This window comes from Novosphingobium olei, assembly GCF_012927405.1.
GTDB lineage: Bacteria > Pseudomonadota > Alphaproteobacteria > Sphingomonadales > Sphingomonadaceae > Novosphingobium > Novosphingobium olei.
Genome location: NZ_JABBGM010000007.1, coordinates 100,815 through 121,401, shown reverse-complemented (window position 1 = coordinate 121,401; position 20,587 = coordinate 100,815). Strand labels below are relative to the sequence as shown.

Below are 20,587 nucleotides of genomic sequence, written 5' to 3'. Positions count from 1 at the left end.
CAAAAGGACAGTCTTTACTGTAAAATATCTTACAGTAAGATATGAGCATGTCGAATCCGCACGTCACACTCTCCGGCCATTCCGGTCATGCCATCGCCGCACTTACCGAAGGACCTGAGCAAGGATTTCCGGTACTTCTCGCCCACGGTGGAGGGCAGACCAAGCGGGCGTGGAAGCAGGTGACGGCGATGCTGGCCAGACATGGGTTCCGCGCCATCGCGCTGGACCTGCGCGGTCATGGCGACAGCGCCTGGGCCGATGACGGTGCCTATGACATCGTGGATTTCGCTGGCGATCTGGTCGCCATCGCCGGGTCGCTCGACCGCAAGCCCGCGCTGATCGGAGCATCGCTTGGCGGGCTGGCCGGGATCATGGCCGAAGGTGAGGTCGCCCCCGGCAGCTTCGCCTCGCTGACCCTTGTGGACATCACCCCGCAAATGGAGGCGGGCGGCGTAACGCGCGTGGTTGGTTTCATGGCGGCGCACGCGCGCGAAGGCTTTGCCTCGCCCGACGAGGCGGCGCGGGTGATCTCCGAATATCTCCCCCATCGCCCAAGCCGCAAGGCGTCGTCCGGTCTCGCCCATTATCTGCGGCAGAAGAGCGATGGGCGCTATTACTGGCATTGGGACCCGGCCTTCATCGATGGTATCATGCGTCGCAACGCCGAGCGCGGTGATGGCAGCGACTATGGACGCGGCGAACTGGGCGAAGCCGCTGCGCGGCTTGCGCTGCCGGTCCACCTGATCCGGGGCGGATCGAGCGATCTGGTCTCGCCCGAAGCCGTCGCGCATTTCCGCGCGCTGGTTCCCCACGCCGCTTACAGCGACATCGCCGATGCGACGCATATGGTGGTCGGCGACCAGAACGACGCCTTTGGCGATGCGATCCTCGACTTCCTGATGCGGACACACGGAACGGAGATCGCGGCATGAGTGAACCTGCAGCGAAGGTCGACCTCGAACAGCTCCGTGCGATGCTGCTCATCGCGCCGTTCCACCAATGGCTGGGGCTGGATATCGCCGAACTGACAGACGAGGCGCTGATCCTCGAGATGCCGTGGCGCGAGGAAATCGTCTCCAACCCGATGATCGGATCGGCCCATGGCGGTGTCCTCTCGGCGCTGATCGACCTGACCGGGCTTTACACCATCAACGCGCTCGGCGGATCGGCGCGTGCGACGGCTGACATGCGGGTCGATTTCCACCGACCCGCCACTTCGGGGCCGCTGCGCGCGATCGGGCGGGTGGTCAAGCTGGGCAAGCAATTGAGCGTTGCCGAAACCCGGATCGAAGATGCCGAGGGCAGGCTGCTGGCCAGCGGACGGGGTGCCTATGTCGGCTAAGCCCTTAGCTGCTCCGGGAGCCTTGGCAGTGCTTGCGCTGGCGGGTTGCGTTGCGGTCCCCGACGCCGGAGTTCGTCCGGTCATGGAAACCGCCGCCACAATCGAGGCTGCGCAGACCTTGGCCGCGCGCGGCAATACGGCCTGGCCGCCAGACCAATGGTGGCGCCTGGCGGGCGATCCGCAACTGACCGCGCTGATCGAGGAGGGCCTTTCCAATTCGCCGCAGGTGGCGGTGGCGGTGGCGCGGGTCAGGCGCGCCGAAGCCGAGGCGCAGCGCGTCGGAGCCGCACGGCTCCCCTCGATCGGTGCCGAGGCCGAAGGCGGTCTGCGCCGCCAGAGCGGCAACAACGGTATCCCCGCGCAGTTCCTGCCCGATGGGTGGAAGGATTACGGGCAGACCTCGCTCAGCTTCGGCTTCGACCTCGACCTGTGGGGGCGCAATCGAGCCGCCTATGCTGCCGCAACGTCGGAAGCCCGCGCGGCGGTTGTCGATGCGGCGCAGGCTCGCCTCGTGCTCTCGGTCGCGATAACCGCCGCCTACGCAGAGCTCGGGCGCCATTACCGCGAGCGCGACAATGCAGCGGCCACGCTCGCCAACCGCCGCTCGATGCGCGATCTTGTCGCCCAGCGCCAGCGCAACGGGCTCGACAACCTCGCCAGCCTGCGCAGCGCCGATGCCGAAGTGGCCCTGGCGGAGCAGGATCTGGCAGCCGTCTATGAGAACATCGGCATCCGCCGCAACCAGCTCGCCGCGCTCCTGGGTGCTGGCCCGGATCGGGGAACGTCGATTACCCGTCCGCCGCTTGCACCCTCGACACCCGGCGGGGTTCCCGCCGGTGTCACCACCGACCTGCTTGGCAGGCGGCCCGATATCGTCGCCGCGCGCGAGCGCGTGGAAGCGGCGGCGAGCCGCGTCAAAGTGACGCGGGCCGGGTTCTTCCCGTCGATCAACCTCAGGGCGCTGATTGGCCTTCAGGCGCTCGGTCTCGGCAATCTCGTCGCTTCCGGCTCCTTGTTCGGAAGCGTCGGTCCGGCCATCAGCCTGCCGATCTTTCAGGGCGGCGCGCTCAAAGCGCAATATGGCAGTGCCGAGGCCGCCTATGACGAGGCCGTCGCAAACTACAACCAGACCGTTGTCACCGCGTACCAGCAGGCTGCCGACGCGGTGACCCAGCGCGACGCAGCGGACAAGCGGCTTGGCGCAACCCGCACGGCGCTGGCCGCAAGCGAGGAAGCGCTAGGTCTGGTGCGCACACGCTACGAGGCCGGGCTTGCCAGTTACCTCGACGTCCTCGCCAGCGAACGCGGTGTGCAGGACCTACGCGTCGCGGTCATCGGCCTTGAGACATACGAACGCGGCGCGACGCTGGCGATGATCCGTGCACTGGGCGGCGGGTTCGACGCGGGCACTACCCAACCATCAGGACAGACCGAGCAATGAGCGATACTGCGACACAAGCTGCCGAAGTCGATCCGGAACTGTCCGCCTTTCGCAAGGCACGCCGGACGATGTGGCTCAAGCGCCTGGCCATCGTGCTCGCAGTGGTGGCTCTCGCATGGGGTGCCTGGTACGTGCTGGTCGCCCGCAACTATGTCAGCACCGACAACGCCTACGTAAATGCGCGAATGGCGCAGGTCACGCCGCTGATTGCCGGATCGGCCATCGAGGTGCTGGTCGAAGATACGCAGCAGGTGAAGGCGGGTGATGTCCTGGTCCGGCTCGACCAGGCCAACGCCAAAATCGCCGTCGCGCAGGCCGAAGCCGATCTTGCCGCCGCCCGCCGCAAATTCGGGCAGGCTGTCGCGACCAACAGCGCGCTGTCGGCCCAGATCGACACCTCAAGCGCCGGTCTCGTACAGGCCCGGGCGCGACTTCGCACTGCAGAGTCCGAGTTCGACAAGGCGCGGATCGACTTGCGGCGCCGTGAGGCCGTCATTGCCAGCGGCGCGATCTCGGGTGAGGAACTGACCCAGGCGCGCAAGGCCTACGCCTCCGCCAACGCGGCGCTCGAGGCGGCCCGCGGGGGCATCTCCGAAGTCACTTCGGCCCGACGGGTCGCGCAAGGGCAACTTGCCGCCAACGACGCCCTGGTGCGCGGCTCCAGCGTAGATACCGACCCAGCGGTTCAGGCGGCCAAGGCCCGGCTCGATGCCGCCTTGCTCGACCTCCAGCGTACCGAAATTCGCGCGCCGGTTTCCGGGGTGGTGAGCCGCCTGCAGATTCAGGTGGGACAGCGCCTGAGCCCCGGTCAGACTATCATGACCATCGTCCCGATCGACAAGCTCTACGTCGATGCCAACTTCAAGGAAGGCCAACTCGGCCGTGTCCGTCCTGGCATGGCTGTAACCCTCAAGTCGGATCTTTATGGCGGCGATGTCGTCTACCACGGCAAGGTCACCGGGCTGGCCGGCGGTACGGGATCGTCGATGGCAATCATCCCCGCCCAGAACGCCACCGGCAACTGGATCAAGACTGTCCAGCGCCTGCCGGTGCGGATCGAGCTTGATCCTGCCGAACTGCGCAAGCACCCGTTGCGCGTCGGGCTGTCGATGGAAGTCGAGATCGATGTTTCCGGTGAGTGAAACCAGATGAGCGAGACCGCTTCATCAGGCGCAGGAATAGCCCCGTCCCGGCAGCTTGTTGCCGGGCTCGTGCTTGCCCTTGCCAATTTCATGGTCATTCTCGACCTGAGCATCGCCAATGTCTCGATCCCGCATATCGCGGGCAATCTGGGCATCACGCTTGAACAAGGCGCATGGGTCATCACCTCCTACGCGGTCGCCGAGGCGATCTGCGTTCCCTTGACCGGATGGGTCGCCGGACGCTTCGGATCGGTACGCACCTTCCTGTTCAGCATGGTCGGGTTCGGGATCTGCTCATTCCTGTGCGGGATCTCAGTCACGATGGGCATGCTGGTCGCCAGTCGTATCGGACAGGGAATTTTCGGCGCCTTCCTGATGCCCATGTCGCAAACCTTGCTGCTCAGCGTGTTCCCGCCCGAGAAGCGCAATATGGCGATGGGACTATGGGCTGTTACACTGCTGATGGGACCTGCTCTTGGTCCGATGATCGGTGGCTATCTCACAGAAAATTATTCCTGGCATTGGATATTCCTGATCAATGTGCCCGTCGCCATCCTGTGCATCGTGGTTGGTTTCGCGCTGCTCAGGCCGATCGAGACCGAGCGGCAGATCCTGCCGATCGACTATGTCGGCCTTGCCTTGCTGGTGCTTTGGGTCGGCTGCCTCCAGATCGTGCTTGACCTTGGCCGTAACCACGACTGGTTCGCCGACCCGATGATCGTGGCGCTAACGATCACCTCTGCTGTGGGTTTTATCGTTTTCATTATCTGGGAGTTGGGCGAGGATCACCCGATCGTCGATTTGCGAGTTCTGCGGCACCGTGGCTTCAGCGTCAGCCTGACTGTTCTGTCGCTCGCATTTGCCGGATACTTCGCGGCGTTTGTCGTTGTCCCCCAGTGGCAGCAAGCCTGGCTCGGATTTCCTGCGACAGCAGCCGGCTTGTCCTCTTCGTTTTCGGCCATGGGCGGACTGATCACCGTTCCGCTGGTGGCTTTCCTGATGAGCCGCCTCGACCTGCGTTTCCTTGTTTCGTGCGGCGTTACCTGGATTGCGGCGATGACGCTCGTGCGCACAACCTGGACAACAGACTCCGATTTCTGGACCCTCAGCATTCCGCAGTTCGTTCAGGGGCTGGGCACTCCCTTCATGATGCTTCCTCTCATGACCCTGACGCTCAATACGGTTAAGGAAAACGAGGTGGCATCGGCCGCCGGCCTGCAAAGCTTCATGCGAACCATCGCCACCGCCGTAGCGACTTCCATCACTCTGTCTTATTGGGGTGATACTCAGCGCATCGCGCGCAGCGATGCGGTGGCGGTCCTGCAGCCGGAAGCGGCGCAGGCAAGCCTTTCCAGCCTCGGCTTCCCTTCTGAACAGATAAGGCAAGTGCTCAGCAACATGGTTGAGCTGGAGGCGACAACGCTGGCGCTTATTCATACCTTCTGGGCGACCACAGCCGTTCTGCTTTTTGCCGCCGCCCTGATCTGGCTTGCCCCACGACCGTCGAAATCAGGCGGCATTACGATGGGCCACTAAAGAAGACTGACCGGCAACCAGGAGGCAGATCTGGCTCTGTCGGCTCCAGAACTTCATTGGCCTTATGTCTTGACCCGACGCGACAACAGGATTGATGCAACCACCAACAGCGAACCGATCAGGTGGTATTTTGCGAACCGTTCTCCAAGCAGTGGTACGGCCATCAGGACCCCGAACACTGATGGCAGGTTCATGTAGACCCCCGCACGGCCCGAGCCGACCAAGGCGACCGCGCGATTGAACAGCGCGTAGGACAGCAGCGAAGGAAATATCCCGACATAGAGCAGGGATGCGAGCGCCGCGGGTGAAGCCACGGTCAGGCCAGCCCACCAGAGGTGCCAGGCATAGGGCACACTCAAAGCCGCGATCCCTACCCCGAACAGGACAACCAGCAAACTGAGGTGGTGCATCGCCGGTGCGCGGCGCAGGAAGGTAGCATAGGCGGAATAGAGAAAAACCGCAATGATGGCGAGCAGATCGCCTCGGTTCAGCGCATCCCAGCGCAGATAGTCGGGATGCCCCTTGGTCATGATCCACGCGATTCCGGTGATCGAAAGGAGTGCGCAAACGAGAAGGATCGGGTGCACCCTCTCCCGAAACAGCACAACTGGCATGAGCAGGGTCATCACCGGCATGGTCGATTGCAATAGAAGATTGTTGGTCGCGGTGGTGAACTGCAAGCTTTGATAGACGAGAAAGGAAAACAGCCCCACTCCTAAGGCCCCGAGGAGCCCAAGGAACCGCCAGCCGCCGACAATGGCGGACAGGTCGTCGCGGAGGTGTCGCCAAGCGAACGGGAGCACGAAGACCAGCGCCACCACCCACCGCCAGAACGCCAGCGTCACGGGTGAGAGCAAGTCCTTGGCCGCCCGCCCGACGATCGGATTCAGGGCCCAAAAGAACGAGGCCAGACACAGCAACAGGGCTGGTGATTGCCAGAGCCTGGACACAAGACCCAGGATGCTGGACGTGTTGCGGTCGGCATCTTGCAACCTAAAATTCTCCCCAGAAACGCGGCTTGAGAATCGTCCTTGCGCCAACGGTAGGTTTTGCATATGGTGCATCGCGTTGCATGTATAGCACGAATCGACTATGCAGCACTCGGAACAAAAAGCATGGGAGCGATGCGATGAATGGATCGGCGGCACTCGTCGATAATGCCAACGCGAGCCAGTCTCGCCGGGTGTTCTGGGATCAGGACGTCTATCAGCTGGAGCTGGAGCGGATATTCTCGCGATGCTGGCTCATGCTCGGACATGATTCGCTAGTTCCCAAACCGGGCGACTTCATTACGACGTACATGGCAGAAGACCGTGTCATCTTGTCGCGGCAGCCGGACGGTTCGCTGAAGGCGTTCATCAATTCCTGCACTCACCGCGGCAACCAGATCTGTCATGCCGACAGCGGCAGCGCCAAGGCGTTCGTGTGCAATTATCATGGTTGGGTTTTCGGTCAGGATGGTTCGCTCGTCGATGTTCCGATGGAAGAGCGGTGCTATCACAGCGATCTCGACAAATCCAAGCTGGGGCTCGCGCCGATCCGGGTCGAAACTTACAAGGGCTTCATCTTCGGCTGCCATGATCCCGAAGCGCCCTCGCTTGAGGACTATTTGGGGGACTTCTGCTGGTACCTCGATACGATCTGGGACGGTCCGGACGGTGGTCTGGAACTGCTCGGGCCGCCGTTGAAGAGCACCCTCGCCTGCAATTGGAAAGTCCCGACCGAGAACTTCGTCGGCGATGGGTATCACGTGGGCTGGACGCATGCCGCCGCTCTCCAGATGATCGGGGGCGAGCTGGCTGGCCTGTCGGGCAATCGCGCCGACATGCCGTTTGACGACCTTGGTCTGCAATTCACCATGCGGCATGGCCACGGGTTTGGCCTGATCGATAACGCGGCGACTGCGATCCACGTCAAGCGCGACGGGTACGTCAAATATCTCGAGGAGACGCGGGGCGGAATTCGCGAAAAATTCGGGCCGGAGCGCGAACGGCTCTATGTCGGTCACTGGAATACGTCGATCTTCCCAAACTGTTCGTTCCTCTACGGAACCAACACCTTCAAGATCTGGCATCCGCGCGGGCCGCATGAAATCGAGGTCTGGACCTATACCATGGTACCGAAGAATGCCGACACCGAAACTAAGCGGTCGATCCAGCGCGAAGCGATCCGTTCATTTGGTACGGCGGGAACGCTCGAAAGCGACGATGGCGAAAACATGTCGTCGGCCACCTACAACAACAACGGTATCATCACCCGCAAGGGGCGGATGAATTCGAGCATGGGCAAGGACCGCGAAGGGCCGCACCCCGTCTATCCAGGAATTGTCGGGGTCAGCTTCATCGGCGAAACCTCGTATCGAGGCTTTTATCGTTTCTGGCAAGAAATGCTCGATGCGCCAGATTGGGCCGCCATCCGGGCCAATGACGATACCTGGGATGCAATGTGGACCAACCGTAATTTCTGGCCTGAACGTCTGTCGGCGAAGCAAGCCGAGCCGCAAGACTGATCCCGACAGCAATCTGGACCGCAAGATGACCGAAACACGCAAGCCCGTAGGCATGGAACTGCATCATGCCATCGTCAGTCACTATTCCGCCGAGGTGCGGATGTTGCAAAACCAGCAATATCGCGAATGGTTCGATACTGTAATCGCCGAAGATATCCATTACTGGATGCCAGTTTACGAACAGCGGTTCGCACGTGACCGCCGCCCGGATCCAACCCCGGGGGATGCCGCAATCTACAACGATGACTATGCCGAGCTGCAGCAGCGGGTCGACCGGTTGCTGACGGGTCAGGTATGGATGGAAGATCCGCCATCACGTATCCGCTATTTCGTCACCAATGTCGAAGCATTCGAAATTGCACCGTTTGAATTCGAGGTCTTCTCTAATGTTCTGGTGCACCGCAATCGCCGACAGAGCGAAGTTTACGTGCACACGCTGGGACGCGAAGACAAGCTGCGGAAAACAGGCAGCGGCTTCAAGGTATTCAGCAGGAAGCTGAATATCGACGCGCGCGTCGTGCAGGACAAGAATCTCTATTTCTTTGTATAAGCAAATTCAATCAACTGGAAATCAGGAAAGGGGAGAGCAAAAATGGACGCATACGCGGCAATTATCGAGCGTCAAGGCGGCGAATTCGTTCTGGATAACGTCTCTATCGAGGATCCGCGCGACGGCGAAGTGCTGGTCAAGGTTGCCGCAGCTGGCATGTGTCATACCGACCTGACGGTTCGCGATCAATATTACCCGACGCCGCTGCCGGCGGTGCTGGGCCATGAAGGTTCGGGCGTTGTCGAAAAGGTCGGACGTGGCGTCACCACTGTCAAGCCAGGCGACAAGGTCGTGCTCTCCTTCAGCTATTGCGGCACCTGTCCATCGTGCCTCAAGGGGCATCAGGCCTATTGTCCGAGCCTGTTCCCGCTCAATTTCATGGGCCGCCGCCTGGATGGTTCGACGCCGATTACCCGCAACGGCCAAGAGGTCAACGCCTGCTTCTTCGGGCAATCCTCGTTCGCGACCTATTCGATCGCGTCGGAAAACAACTGCGTCAAGGTTGCCGACGACGCACAGATCGAACTTTTGGGCCCACTGGGCTGCGGCATCCAGACCGGGGCGGGCAGCATCCTCAATGCGCTTTGTCCCGAACCTGGCTCCTCGATCGCGATCTTCGGGGTCGGGTCGGTCGGCCTCAGCGCCGTGATGGCCGCCAAGGCCTCGGGCTGCCTCAAGATCATCGCGGTTGACCGCAACGCAGGCCGCTTGGAACTGGCGCGTGAACTGGGCGCCACCGATGTGATCGACGCCAACACGGTCAACGCTCAGGAAGCGATCGTCGCGATGACCGGTGGCGGCGCCGACTATGCCATGGATACCACCGCCATTCCAGCGGTGCTGCGCTCGGCGGTGGACAGCACGCACAACATGGGTGAAACCGCAGTGGTCGGCGGGGCGAAGCTGGGCACCGAATTTTCGCTAGACATGAACAACATGCTGTTTGGCCGCAAGTTGCGCGGCGTAGTCGAAGGATCGAGCACCCCGCAGGTCTTCATCCCGCAACTGATTGCGATGCAGAAGGCCGGGCTGTTCCCGTTCGAGAAGCTCTGCACCTTCTATGATCTCGACCAGATCAACCAGGCCGTCGAGGATACCGAAAAGACCGGCAAGGCGATCAAGGCCATTCTCAAAATGTAGATCGCTTCTGGGGCGGCGCACCAATCGAATTGCGCCGCCTTGGACCTGCACTTGGACCTCAGGAATTTAACAATGTCGAGTGTGTTTTCCTTCGGTTCCGGCGTTCTGGTCGCAGGTCAGATTGGTCTCGACAAGCGCGTCTTGGGCGGGAAAGGGGCCAACCTCGCCGAGATGGCGCGGATCGGGCTGCCCGTCCCGCCTGGATTCACGATTTCCGCCGGCGAATGCCTCGCTTATCTTGACCACGGCAGAGCTTCACTTGATCGCATCCGCGATGAGGTTTCGGCTGCTTTGGGGCTGGTCGAACGGGCGACGGGCAAGACGTTCGGCAATCCTCGCGATCCCCTGCTGGTCTCGGTGCGTTCGGGCGCGCGGGTATCCATGCCGGGGATGATGGACACGATCCTCAACCTTGGCATCAATGATGCTACCGTCACCGGCCTGGGCCAGTCCTCCGGGGATGAGCGGTTCGCGCTCGACAGTTATCGCCGCTTCATCCAGATGTATTCCAGTGTCGTGCTCGAAATCGAGCATGGCGTATTCGAGGCAGCCCTTGACCGCATCAAGGAAGATCGCGGCGTCGATGAGGATATCGATCTTCGAGTGGAGGATCTGCGCGGCGTGATCGCGACCTTCAAGGATCTCGTGCTTGCCCATCACGGCGCGGCCTTTCCTCAGGATGTACAGGAACAACTCTGGACGGCAATCGAGGCGGTGTTCCGCTCATGGGACTCACCGCGAGCCAAGGTCTACCGGCGCCTGAACGATATCCCCGGAGATTGGGGCACGGCGGTTAACGTCCAAGCCATGGTGTTCGGAAATCTTGGCGAGACCAGCGCTACCGGCGTCGCCTTTACCCGCAACCCTGCAACCGGCGAGAAGGCCTACTACGGCGAATGGCTGGCCAACGCCCAGGGTGAGGATGTTGTCGCCGGCATCCGCACGCCCCAGTATCTGACCAGGGCTGCCCGCGAAGCCGCAGGTGCGCGGCTTCCCTCAATGCAGGAAGCGATGCCGAAGGCCTATGCCCAACTTGCTGAGGTGTTCGAACTGCTGGAGCGCCACTATCGCGACATGCAGGACATCGAATTCACAGTCGAACGCGGCAGGCTCTACCTCCTTCAGACCCGTTCGGGCAAGCGCACCGCCAAGGCCGCGCTCAAGATTGCCGTCGACATGGTCGAAGAGAGCCTGGTCGACGAAGTGACCGCGCTGCTCCGCCTCGACCCGGCCTCGCTCGACCAGTTGCTTCACCCCTCGCTCGATCCGAATGCCCCACGGGTGCTGCTCGGAAAGGGTTTGCCTGCCTCGCCCGGGGCAGCCTCGGGAGGTGTGGTATTCGATGCGGAAACAGCGGCACGGTGGGCCGAATTGGGAGAGAAGGTCATCCTCGTCAGGCATGAGACGTCGCCTGACGACATCCATGGCATGCACGTCGCAACCGGCATCCTGACGGCGCGCGGCGGCATGACCAGCCACGCGGCCGTGGTCGCGCGGGGTATGGGCCGGCCATGCGTGGCGGGCACCGCGAGTCTCAAGATCGACCCGGTCGCGCGGGTCGCCGAGATCGGCGGCCAGCGGCTCGAAGAGGGCGCATTCATCACGATCGACGGTTCGACCGGCGAAGTGTTCCTGGGCGAACTGCCGACGATCCTGCCCAAACTTTCGGGCGATTTCGCAACGGTGATGGCATGGGCTGACAAGCATCGCCGCCTGAAGATTCGGACCAACGCGGAAACCCCGCTCGATTGCGAAATGGCCCGCCGGTTCGGGGCCGAAGGGGTCGGGCTTTGCCGAACCGAGCACATGTTCTTCGATGAAAGCCGGATCCTCGCCATGCGGCAGATGATCCTGGCCGACAGCGAAAAGGAACGACGCTCCGCGCTCGACCAGCTATTGCCCGAACAGCGCACCGACTTCCGCCGGATCTTCGAAATCATGGAAGGCTTGCCAGTCACCATCCGCCTCCTCGATCCGCCGCTGCACGAGTTTCTGCCGCATACGGATAGCGAGTTCACCGAGCTTTCGCGGGCGATGGGTATTGACGTGGAGCAGGTTCGGCATCGCGCAATCGAATTGGCGGAAACCAACCCCATGCTGGGGCATCGAGGCTGCCGACTGGGCGTGGTCTACCCCGAAATTTATGAGATGCAGGCTCGAGCGATTTTCGAAGCCGCGCTGGCTGTCACCGCTGAGGCAGGCAAGGCGGTCTTTCCCGAGATCATGATCCCACTGGTGGGGATGCCGCGCGAACTGGAGACGCTGAAGGACGCGCTGCACAAGGTCGCCGAGATCGTGTTCACGGAGCAGGGCAGGCGGATCGGCTTCAGCGTGGGCACGATGATCGAGTTGCCGCGGGCAGCACTGGTCGCCGACGAATTAGCCGTCAGCGGCGAATTCTTCTCGTTCGGGACCAACGATCTTACCCAGACCACGCTGGGGATCAGCCGCGATGATGCGGCGCGCTTCCTTGGGGCCTATGTCGACAAGGGCATCATCGCCAAGGATCCGTTTGTCAGCCTCGACATCGACGGTGTCGGGAGGCTGATCGAGATGGCCTCGCGCAAGGGCCGGGAAGCCCGCCCCGATCTGAAACTGGGGATCTGCGGCGAGCATGGCGGCGATCCGGCATCGATTGCCTTCTGCGAGGAAATAGGGCTGGACTATGTCAGTGCCTCGCCGTTCCGCGTGCCGATCGCCCGACTGGCTGCCGCCCAAGCGGCGCTCACGGCGGCCTAGACCTGCACGGCAAACAACACTGTACCCGAACATCACCAAGACAAGGGAAAGCTGGACATGGACTACACTCGCAACGAAGCCAAGGCGTGGGCTACCAAGACGGTCAAAGGATTCTATCAGTGTCCGATCACGCCGATGACCGCCGATTACAAGTTCGACGTGGACGGCATCCGTTACAACATCGACAAATATGTTGAAATGGGCGTAGATGGCCTGGCCGTGGGCGGGTTCATCGCCGAATGCTGGAACGTCTCCCCCTCCGACTGGTTTCGCTATCACGAGATCGTTGCGGAAGCGAACGCCGGGCGGCTCGACCTGTGGACCATCGTGCTCGATCCTAGCGTCTATACCGCGATCGAGAAGATGCAGTTCGTCGAGAAGCTGGGCTACAACGGGGCCGAGGTGATCAACCCGGTGGTCCAGCTCAAGCGCGACGATGAAATCTACGCCTGGTTCAAGTACCTGACCGACCACACCGATCTGGCGGTCTGCCTCTACCGCACTCCGGTTTCGGGCACGGTGCTGAGCTGGGACCTGATGCGCCGCCTGGCTGATATCGATACCGTGATCGGGGTCAAGCAGGGCGCGATGAGCCGCGCGGAGACCATCAAGATCCGCCAGCTGATGCCCGAAGGCTTCAACACGATGGAGCCGTTCGAATACTTCTTCCTCGACGATCTTCGTCTCGGCGGCACGGTCTGCTGGGGCGAGTTGTCCTACATGCTTTACGGCAAGAAGCGGCACTTCGCCAAGGAATACATCCGTCTGGCGCACGAAGGAAAATGGGAGGAAGCACGTGCCGCCTCCGATCAGCTCAGCGAAGTCCGCGAATTCTATCACGACAACTTCCTGTGGGATATTGCCCGCACCGCGACCTATGCCAGCGCACTTGCCAATGTGAAGGCCTGGTACGAGGCGATCGGCCTCAAGGCTGGTCCGATCCTGCCGCCGGTGGCCGATGTGACCCCGGAAAAGAAAGAGCAGATCAGGGCCAAGCTGATCGAACTGGGCATTGCCTGAACCGAACGAACGGGAATCCCAAAGCATGTCCAAGCAATTGCATTTCTGTTTCCACGGTGCCGGCGGGCTGGGCTCGGTCATCGGCGGATTCCTGGCGCGCGGTGGCCACAAGGTCACGCTGATCGCGCGCAAGCCCCATGTCGAGGCGATCCGCCAGGATGGCCTGCAGATTTCCGGGGTGCGCGCCCAGTTCGTGCAGAGCGACAACCTCTTCGCGGTGGAGACACCCGAAGAGGTTGAAGGCGAGATCGACTATTACATCCTGCTGACCAAGGCCAAAGGCACCGATCAGGCTCTGGCCGATGCGCAGGTGCTGGTCGATCGCACCGCCTGTGCGCTGACCTTGCAGAACGGCGTGGGCAAGGAAGACAAGCTCCAGGCTGTGTTCGGCAAGGACAAGGTGATCGGCGGCTCGATCATGGACGGAGCGACCCTGCTCGAGCCGGGCAAGGCGCTCAATCACATGGCGGTTCCGGTCACCGCCTATTTCGGCGAGCTGGAAGGCGGGGAGAGCGAGCGCACGCGGATCATGGCCGGAGCGCTCGACAAAGCGGGCATGGGTTCGCGCTCGACCGCCGACATTGTTCATGTCCATTGGGAAAAAGTGGTCCAGGTCGGCAGCGCCTCCTCGTGGAGCGCGAGCACATTGGGTGCGATTCCACAGCTGGATTTTGTGAATGGCCTGGCGGTTCGCGAAGGCGCCGAACACTACGTCCATGTCGTCAAGGATCTGCTGGCGATCTACAAGGCGCTTGGTTACCAACCGCAAAATTACTTCGCGCCGGTATCCCGGTTGGTCGAGATCGACCGTGAAGGCTTTGAAGAAGCCGTTGCGGGGGTTATGGCCATGGGCACCCGGTTCAAACCGGAAAACCGCCCGGTTCGCACCTCGATGCACGACGATCTGGTGGCAGGTCGGCGGATGGAAGTGGACGAAGTCCTCGGCCCGCTTGCCGCCGCTGCTGAGCGTTTGGAGGTGTCCGCGCCGACCTTCCTCAGCGCTTATCGGGTTCTCAAGACCCTGAACAGTTACCTGTGATCGGTGCTTGAGCGTGAAGCGCTATTCCATCGCCAGCATTCCAGGGGACGGGATTGGTCGCGAGGTAGTGCCTGCCGCAATCGAGGTACTGACCGCGACGGCCGACAAGTGCGGTTTCGCGCTCGATTTCCGGCACTTCGACTGGAGCTGCCAGACCTACCTCGAAACCGGCAAGATGATGCCCGATGATGGGCTTGACCAGTTGCGGGATCATGAGGCGGTGTTTCTGGGGGCGGTCGGTTATCCAGGTGTTCCGGACCATATTTCGCTTTGGGGTCTGTTGCTGCCGATCCGGCGTGAGTTCGAGCAATATGTTAATCTGCGTCCGGTGCGGCTGCTACCGGGGATCGCTTCGCCCCTGCGCGACAAAGCCCCCGGGGACATCGATTTCTGGGTGGTGCGCGAAAATTCGGAGGGTGAATATTCGCAGATCGGCGGCCGCACCGGCACCGGCGAGGACGAGATTGTCGTCCAGCAGGCGATCTTCACCCGTCGCGGCACCGACCGGATCCTGCGCTTCGCCTTCGATTTCGCGCGCCGGCTTGGCCGCAAGCATGTCACTTCCGCCACCAAGTCGAACGGCCTGTACCATTCGATGCCGTTCTGGGATGAACGCTTTGCCGCGATCGGCGGCGAATATCCCGATGTCGCCGCCGATCAGTATCACGTCGATATCCTCGCCGCGCGTTTTGTGATGTCGCCGGATCGGTTTGACGTGGTGGTCGGTTCGAACTTGTTCGGCGACATCCTGTCGGATTTGGGGCCGGGCATAACTGGCACCATCGCAGTGGCGCCGTCCGCCAACCTCAACCCTGAGCGGCGGTATCCTTCGATGTTCGAGCCTGTCCACGGTTCAGCACCGGACATTGCTGGCAAGGGCATCGCCAATCCGATCGGCCAGATCTGGTCGGGTGCAATGATGTTGGAGCACTTGGGCGAAGACGAAGCCGCCGCGCTGGTGATGCGCGCGCTCGAAGCCTCGCTCATTGCTCCTGATATTGCCAGGACCCCCGATCTTGGCGGCAATGGGACAACCGCCGGATTTGCAGAGGCAGTCCGCACCAAGTTGCTGGGATTCTAGCCTGAAGGCTGGCGATCCTGGCCATGACGAAAGGAAACAGGTTGATGGCTGCCTATTTCATCGGATCGATCAAGTCGCACGACGAAGCCTGGGTGGCAGACTATATGGCCGCGGTTCCGGCGCTGGTCGGACGGCACGGCGGGGAATTGGTCTGCCGCTCGAACCAGTTTGTCCGTTACGAGGGCGAAGGAACCGAGCCGGACTATGTCGTCGTGATCGAGTTCCCCTCGATGGAGGCGATCGACGCCTTCATGAACGATCCCGACTACGCGCCGCACAAGGATGCGCGCATCGCCTGCGCCACATCGGATATCTTCGCGATCGCCTGAGGAGGCCGCCATGAAGGTTCTGCGCACTTACCTGATCGCCGTGGGGATCTGGTATCTCTGCAATCTCGTGCTGCTCTGGCCGCCGGTCTATGCGGGGGCCCTGCGGCTGATCTACCCCGGTATTGCGCTGGGGCAGGGGACGCCGTCTTTCGGCCTGCTGCTTGATGCCTGGTTGATCGTTGGCATCCAACTGGCGGCAATCGGCCTTGTGGCGTTGTGGGGCGCGCGCGATCCGTTGCGCTACTGGGCGCTGGTTCCGGTGATCGTGCTGACCGAGTTGGTCGGTTCGGCCTGGGACATCTATAGCATTGTCTGGAGCGGTGAGGCTTGGTGGGTCGGGTTGACGACCTTGGCAGCGCACGCAGTGATTGTCGCGGGCGCTTGGTTTGCCGTGCGCGCGGTTGAGCGGGAAACCGCCGGATCAGTCAAGGCGTAGTCCACGGGCGCGCAACCGCGCAATAACATCGTCTGCCGCAGGGCAGGGCAGCCCTGCCTGCCGGGCGAAACGAGGAATCGCGCCGGTGAGGTGAGCGAATTCCGAAGGTCTGCCGCTTTCGAGATCGCGTTGCAGCGAACTGGTGACGCCTGGCGGAAAGCGGGCGATGAACTCCAGCTTCTCCGCGATGCAACCAGACGGGAGATCGATGGCGAGCGCCGCCGCAACTTGTACCACCTCAGTCATGGCATCCCGAAGCAAGGCGCTGGCTTGCGGATGGGCCAGCACCTCACCGACATTCAGTCCGAATGCGGGGGCCACGCCGCCGATCGTCGCCGCCATCATAAACTTGTCCCACAGCGCCGGGCGCATGTCTGGAACCAGCTTGGTCGGGATTGAAGCGACGCGAAGATCGCCAGCGAGAGACGCCGCGCCGGCAGCTGAAGCCGGTGCTGTTGCGCGATCCGCGACCTGGCCGGCAATCAGGGTGGCGGGAACGCCGGTATGACGCACGATTCCCTCTTCCAGCTCGAAGAATCCATGCATGCGAGCGCCAAGGACTTCGGTGCGGGGGAGGGCAGCCTGGGCGATTTTGGGGGCCTCGACCCCGTTCTGGACCGTCAGCAGCGTGAAGCGGGCTTCATTCAGCGGTTCGAGCAGTTCCAGCGCCGATTCGAGCTGGAAGGTCTTGGTAGCGAGGATGACATGATCCGGTGACGCCCCAGGATCGCAGGCGCCGGATACCGGCACGCGCACTTGCCGATCGGTCTTGCCTTCGAGCAGGCGGACGCCTTCGGCCTGCAGCATCTCAAGCCGCTCGCCCCGGGCGACCAGCAAGATATCGTGTCCCGCTTCATGAAGCCGCGCGCTCAGGAAACTGCCGATTGCCCCGGCGCCGATGATGACAAACCGGCTCACCGCATCAGGCGAAGAAGCGGTTGTCCGGGCGCGGCAAGCCGAGATGATCGCGCAGCGTGTCACCTTCGTATTCGGTGCGGAAGAGGCCGCGAGCCTGCAGTTCCGGCATGACCTTGCCGGTGAAGTCTTCCAGACCTTCGGGCAGATAAGGGAACATGGTGGTGAAGCCGTCGCAGGCGCCCTGCTCAAGCCAGTGCTGCATTTCATCGGCGATGGTCTTGGCGGTGCCGACAAAGGCCAGCCCGCCATAGCTGCCGGCCTTGGCGGCGAGTTGCCGGATCGTCAGATTCTCCGCCTGAGCCAGTTCGATCATGAAGCGGCGCGAGCTTTTGCTGGCGTTGGATTCGGGGATGTCGGGCAAGGGGCCGTCGGGGTCATAGCCCGATACGTCGTGGCCAAGCATGCCGGACAGTGAATGGATGCCGCTGTCGTAGTGAACCAGGCTGTCAAGCTGCGCGCGCTTTGCGCGGGCTTCCTCGACAGTGTCGCCGACCACCAGAAAGACTGCCGGCATAATCTTGATGTGGTCGGGATTGCGTCCTGCCGCAACAGCGCGGCCTTTGACATCGTCGTAGTAAGTCTTGCTGCCTTCGAGCGTCGATTCCGCGGCGAAGATGGCTTCGGCGGTTTCCGCCGCCAGTTGCCGACCCGGCCCCGAAGCGCCGGCCTGGAAGATCACCGGCCATCCCTGAACCGGGCGGGCGATGTTGAGCGGCCCGCTGACCGAAAAATGTTCGCCCTTATGGTTGAGCGCGTGCATCCGTTCGGGGTCGAAGTAGATACCTGAAGCGGCGTCCATCACGAAGGCGTCGTCGGCGAAGCTGTCCCACAACCCGCTCACAACATCAAAGAATTCGCGGGCGCGATGATAGCGCGCGGCGTGATCTGGCTGGGTCTCCAGGCCGAAGTTGCGGCTGCTGTCCGGATTCGAAGTGGTCACCACGTTCCAGCCGGTCCGCCCGCCGCTGATGTGATCGAGAGAGGCAAAGCGGCGCGCGACATGGAACGGCTCGTCGTAAGTGGTCGAGGCCGTTGCGACGAGGCCGATTCGCTCAGTCACCCCGGCCAGTGCGGAAAGCAACGTGAATGGCTCGAACGAGGTCACCGTGTGGCTGCGCATCAGCGCCTGGCGTGGCAGGTTGAGCACGCCGAGGTGATCGGCCATGAAGAAATAATCGAACTTGGCAGCTTCAAGGCTGCGGATGAAGCGCTGGATCGCTGCCAGGCTGAAGTTCGCGTCGGGTAAGGCACCTGGATACCGCCAAGCTCCGGTGTGGATGCTGACCGGGCGCATGAACGCGCCAAGGTGAAGTTGCTTGGCCATCAGTGCGTTTTCCGATCTGGAGGTACGGCCGGACCATACCGAACGGTCCGGCCGTTATTTCGTTAGGCAGGCATGGCCTTGCCTTGCGCCTGGTCGAGTTCCCGGCGAACCGCAAAGTGGTCGTCATAGTTCTCGGGCTTCAGGGCGAAGGCTTTCTGGCGCGGGATGCGGTTGGCGTTGATTTCATCGTACTTGAGGTAATAGGCCTTGTGCATCCGGTAGAACGGGATTTCCGGCCAGAGGTGGTGGATCAGGTGGTAGTTCTGATAAACCAGTAGCGGGTTGAGCAACCATTCCCAGCCGAACCGCATGGTTGTCGCCATGTAAGGGTCTTCGTCTTGCGCGATGATCGCGGGATGATGTGGCAGGATGACGAAGACGATGGCGATGATGAACAGCGTGATCCGTGACGGCACGAACCACAGCATAAACAGTTCCCAGCCGAAGCCGAAGTAAATTGCCGCAACGAACAGCAGCACGAGGAGCGAATAGAAGACAAGCAGTTCGGTGCCATGTTTCTTGCGCACGTTCTGACCATATTTGACGAAATACCAGATGTAGGCACCATCGAAGAAGGTCCAGCGGAATGGAACCTGCCACCAGGGCGATTCATGCTCGAACCGGTCGGGATCTTTGGGTCCATTGGTATGCGTGTGGTGCTTGTTGTGGACCCAGCGGAGCAGGACCATCGGGGCATAGGGAAAGAGGAAGAACAAGCCGATCGCGCCGATCGATTCGTTGATCCAGCCAACGCTCGACAACGACTTGTGCGAGGCGTCGTGGATCACGCTGAAAAGGAGATATGTCACGAGGCCGTTTGAGATTGCACCGACCCAAAGCGGAAGCATTGAGTTCAGCGCCAAGTACCAGGTCGTTGCGATCCCTGCCATGGAAACGACAAACAAGAGAGCTGTCGGCAGGGCGAGAACGGGCGCCTTTCGCAACTGTTCGAAATGCTCTTCGGACGATCTGGGAAACGCAATTGCAGCCATTACCCGACTTCCTTTCCTCTCACTGGTTTCTAAGCGCCTAGTTGGGTTGACGCTCGGCCTCTTTGTCGCAATTGACTCAGATCATGCTCTTGCACGCGTTTGGGCCTTACACTATTCGTTGGACAATATGCAATGCTTTCCCATCATGCAAGGGGCTTTTGGGCCGGGGAGTGGCTGGTGAAGGGGAATACCGATGAACGCACGCAAGGCTAGCCAGCTGGCAGCTAAAGGTGATGAAATGGAACATCAGGCTACCGAGCGCTTGCCTCCCGAAGATTTGAGCGCGAATGATTCGCCGCGCAAGGCTATCCAGTCCGTGGAAATTGGTGTTCGCGTCCTCAGGGCCTTGATGGATTGCCCAAGGGATGGCGCACATCTGCGTGAAGTTGCCGAGAAATCGGGTCTGTCACGCAGCCAGGCACACCGTTACCTGCTGGCTTTTGTCAATACAGGCGTGGTCGAGCAGAATGTCCAGAATGGCCGCTATGCACTAGGTGAGTTTTCAGTTCGTATTGGCATGGCCGCGCTGGCGCGGGTGGAGCCGGTACGGATCGCTGGCGATAATCTGGCGAGCGTGCTGGAAGAACTGCAAACGACAGGGTTGCTGTCGGTCTGGGGCGATTATGGGCCAACGGTGATTCGCTGGATCGATGGCGGTCTGCCCCTGTTTACCAGTTTGCACGTCGGCTCTGTTTTGCCCTTGCAGGCTTCGTCCACCGGCATCCTGTATTTGACCCATTGTTCACGAGCTTTGACTCGGCCCGTCATCGCTCAGGAGCGCGCCAGCGGGCTGGTGGTTTCCGACGACGAACTGGAAAGGCAGATAGTCCAAGCGCGCGAGATGGGATACGCGACCACACAGGGTACGGTTGTGCCTGGTCTCTCTGCCTTGAGTGTACCTGTGCTTGATTCCGGGAACAGGCTTGTTGCAACGATGAGCGTTCTCTCGCGAGTTCAGGACAAGCATTTTTATTCGAAGCCGAAGATCGAAAAGATCCGTTCGGCGGCCATGGCAGCGAGTCGTGCGATCGGCTGGCAAGGATAGCTCC

19 protein-coding genes are annotated in these 20,587 nt (G+C 61.5%); 15 read left to right on the top strand and 4 right to left on the bottom strand.

All coding sequences use genetic code 11. The annotated features are described in order from the left end of the window. Positions 1-47: 47 nt before the first annotated feature. From HHL27_RS15585 to HHL27_RS15565, 5 genes are read left to right on the top strand one after another with little or no spacing between them, the layout of a single operon-like run. A complete protein-coding gene (locus tag HHL27_RS15585) occupies positions 48-932 on the top strand; it encodes an alpha/beta fold hydrolase (protein ID WP_169494314.1) in 885 nt (294 codons plus the stop codon). Further along, positions 929-1,342, top strand: a complete 414-nt coding sequence (locus tag HHL27_RS15580; RefSeq protein WP_169494313.1) for a hotdog fold thioesterase — start codon at positions 929-931, stop codon at positions 1,340-1,342. The genes HHL27_RS15585 and HHL27_RS15580 overlap by 4 nt, the downstream gene beginning before the upstream one ends. Further along, complete coding sequence (locus HHL27_RS15575) at positions 1,293-2,783, top strand: efflux transporter outer membrane subunit (RefSeq protein WP_420874070.1); 1,491 nt, start codon at positions 1,293-1,295, stop codon at positions 2,781-2,783. The genes HHL27_RS15580 and HHL27_RS15575 overlap by 50 nt, the downstream gene beginning before the upstream one ends. Then, the gene (locus HHL27_RS15570) at positions 2,780-3,925 is read left to right on the top strand and encodes an EmrA/EmrK family multidrug efflux transporter periplasmic adaptor subunit (protein ID WP_010890883.1); all 1,146 of its coding nucleotides are present in this window, start codon (positions 2,780-2,782) and stop codon (positions 3,923-3,925) included. Before HHL27_RS15575 ends, HHL27_RS15570 begins: the two co-directional genes overlap by 4 nt. Positions 3,926-3,931: 6 nt before the next feature. Next, on the top strand, positions 3,932-5,461 hold the full coding sequence (locus HHL27_RS15565) for a DHA2 family efflux MFS transporter permease subunit (RefSeq protein ID WP_010890882.1): 1,530 nt from the start codon (positions 3,932-3,934) through the stop codon (positions 5,459-5,461). A gap of 62 nt (positions 5,462-5,523) precedes the next feature. Here HHL27_RS15565 and HHL27_RS15560 read toward each other — a convergent pair whose 3' ends face one another. After that, a complete protein-coding gene (locus HHL27_RS15560) occupies positions 5,524-6,453 on the bottom strand; it encodes a DMT family transporter (RefSeq protein ID WP_010890881.1) in 930 nt (309 codons plus the stop codon). A 137-nt stretch (positions 6,454-6,590) separates the two neighbouring features. Between HHL27_RS15560 and HHL27_RS15555 the strand changes: the two genes are divergently transcribed. From HHL27_RS15555 to HHL27_RS15515, 9 genes are all read left to right on the top strand, one after another. Beyond that, a complete protein-coding gene (locus HHL27_RS15555; RefSeq protein ID WP_011906634.1) occupies positions 6,591-7,970 on the top strand; it encodes an aromatic ring-hydroxylating oxygenase subunit alpha in 1,380 nt (459 codons plus the stop codon). A 25-nt stretch (positions 7,971-7,995) separates the two neighbouring features. Further along, the gene (locus HHL27_RS15550; protein WP_010890879.1) at positions 7,996-8,520 is read left to right on the top strand and encodes an aromatic-ring-hydroxylating dioxygenase subunit beta; all 525 of its coding nucleotides are present in this window, start codon (positions 7,996-7,998) and stop codon (positions 8,518-8,520) included. 42 nt (positions 8,521-8,562) lie between these two features. Beyond that, positions 8,563-9,660: an NAD(P)-dependent alcohol dehydrogenase gene (locus tag HHL27_RS15545; RefSeq protein ID WP_011906635.1), complete on the top strand. Its 1,098-nt coding sequence runs from the start codon at positions 8,563-8,565 to the stop codon at positions 9,658-9,660. 72 nt (positions 9,661-9,732) lie between these two features. Continuing rightward, the gene (gene ppdK, locus HHL27_RS15540) at positions 9,733-12,399 is read left to right on the top strand and encodes a pyruvate, phosphate dikinase (protein WP_169494311.1); all 2,667 of its coding nucleotides are present in this window, start codon (positions 9,733-9,735) and stop codon (positions 12,397-12,399) included. A gap of 57 nt (positions 12,400-12,456) precedes the next feature. Further along, on the top strand, positions 12,457-13,419 hold the full coding sequence (locus HHL27_RS15535) for a dihydrodipicolinate synthase family protein (RefSeq protein WP_169494310.1): 963 nt from the start codon (positions 12,457-12,459) through the stop codon (positions 13,417-13,419). Next, positions 13,412-14,458, top strand: coding sequence for a ketopantoate reductase family protein (locus HHL27_RS15530; RefSeq protein WP_240959866.1), 1,047 nt, complete (start codon positions 13,412-13,414; stop codon positions 14,456-14,458). Before HHL27_RS15535 ends, HHL27_RS15530 begins: the two co-directional genes overlap by 8 nt. Positions 14,459-14,471: 13 nt before the next feature. Next, complete coding sequence (locus HHL27_RS15525; protein ID WP_169494309.1) at positions 14,472-15,539, top strand: tartrate dehydrogenase; 1,068 nt, start codon at positions 14,472-14,474, stop codon at positions 15,537-15,539. Positions 15,540-15,583: 44 nt separating this feature from the next. After that, positions 15,584-15,868 (top strand): DUF1330 domain-containing protein, encoded by a 285-nt coding sequence (locus tag HHL27_RS15520; RefSeq protein WP_169494308.1) that lies wholly within the window; start codon positions 15,584-15,586, stop codon positions 15,866-15,868. Positions 15,869-15,878: 10 nt separating this feature from the next. Continuing rightward, positions 15,879-16,304: a BphX family protein gene (locus HHL27_RS15515; RefSeq protein WP_169494307.1), complete on the top strand. Its 426-nt coding sequence runs from the start codon at positions 15,879-15,881 to the stop codon at positions 16,302-16,304. Here the strand turns inward: HHL27_RS15515 and HHL27_RS15510 are convergent. The 3 genes from HHL27_RS15510 to HHL27_RS15500 all read right to left on the bottom strand — a co-directional run bounded on the left by HHL27_RS15510 (position 16,290) and on the right by HHL27_RS15500 (position 19,538). Beyond that, on the bottom strand, positions 16,290-17,222 hold the full coding sequence (locus HHL27_RS15510) for a 2-dehydropantoate 2-reductase (RefSeq protein WP_169494306.1): 933 nt from the start codon (positions 17,220-17,222) through the stop codon (positions 16,290-16,292). The genes HHL27_RS15515 and HHL27_RS15510 overlap by 15 nt on opposite strands. 4 nt (positions 17,223-17,226) lie before the next feature. Continuing rightward, positions 17,227-18,546, bottom strand: a complete 1,320-nt coding sequence (locus tag HHL27_RS15505; RefSeq protein ID WP_169494305.1) for an LLM class flavin-dependent oxidoreductase — start codon at positions 18,544-18,546, stop codon at positions 17,227-17,229. 62 nt (positions 18,547-18,608) lie between these two features. Beyond that, positions 18,609-19,538, bottom strand: a complete 930-nt coding sequence (locus tag HHL27_RS15500; protein WP_010890871.1) for a fatty acid desaturase — start codon at positions 19,536-19,538, stop codon at positions 18,609-18,611. 193 nt (positions 19,539-19,731) lie between these two features. On the opposite strand from HHL27_RS15500, the gene HHL27_RS15495 reads away from it, so the two are divergent. Further along, on the top strand, positions 19,732-20,583 hold the full coding sequence (locus HHL27_RS15495; RefSeq protein WP_240959863.1) for an IclR family transcriptional regulator: 852 nt from the start codon (positions 19,732-19,734) through the stop codon (positions 20,581-20,583). Positions 20,584-20,587 lie beyond the last annotated feature (4 nt).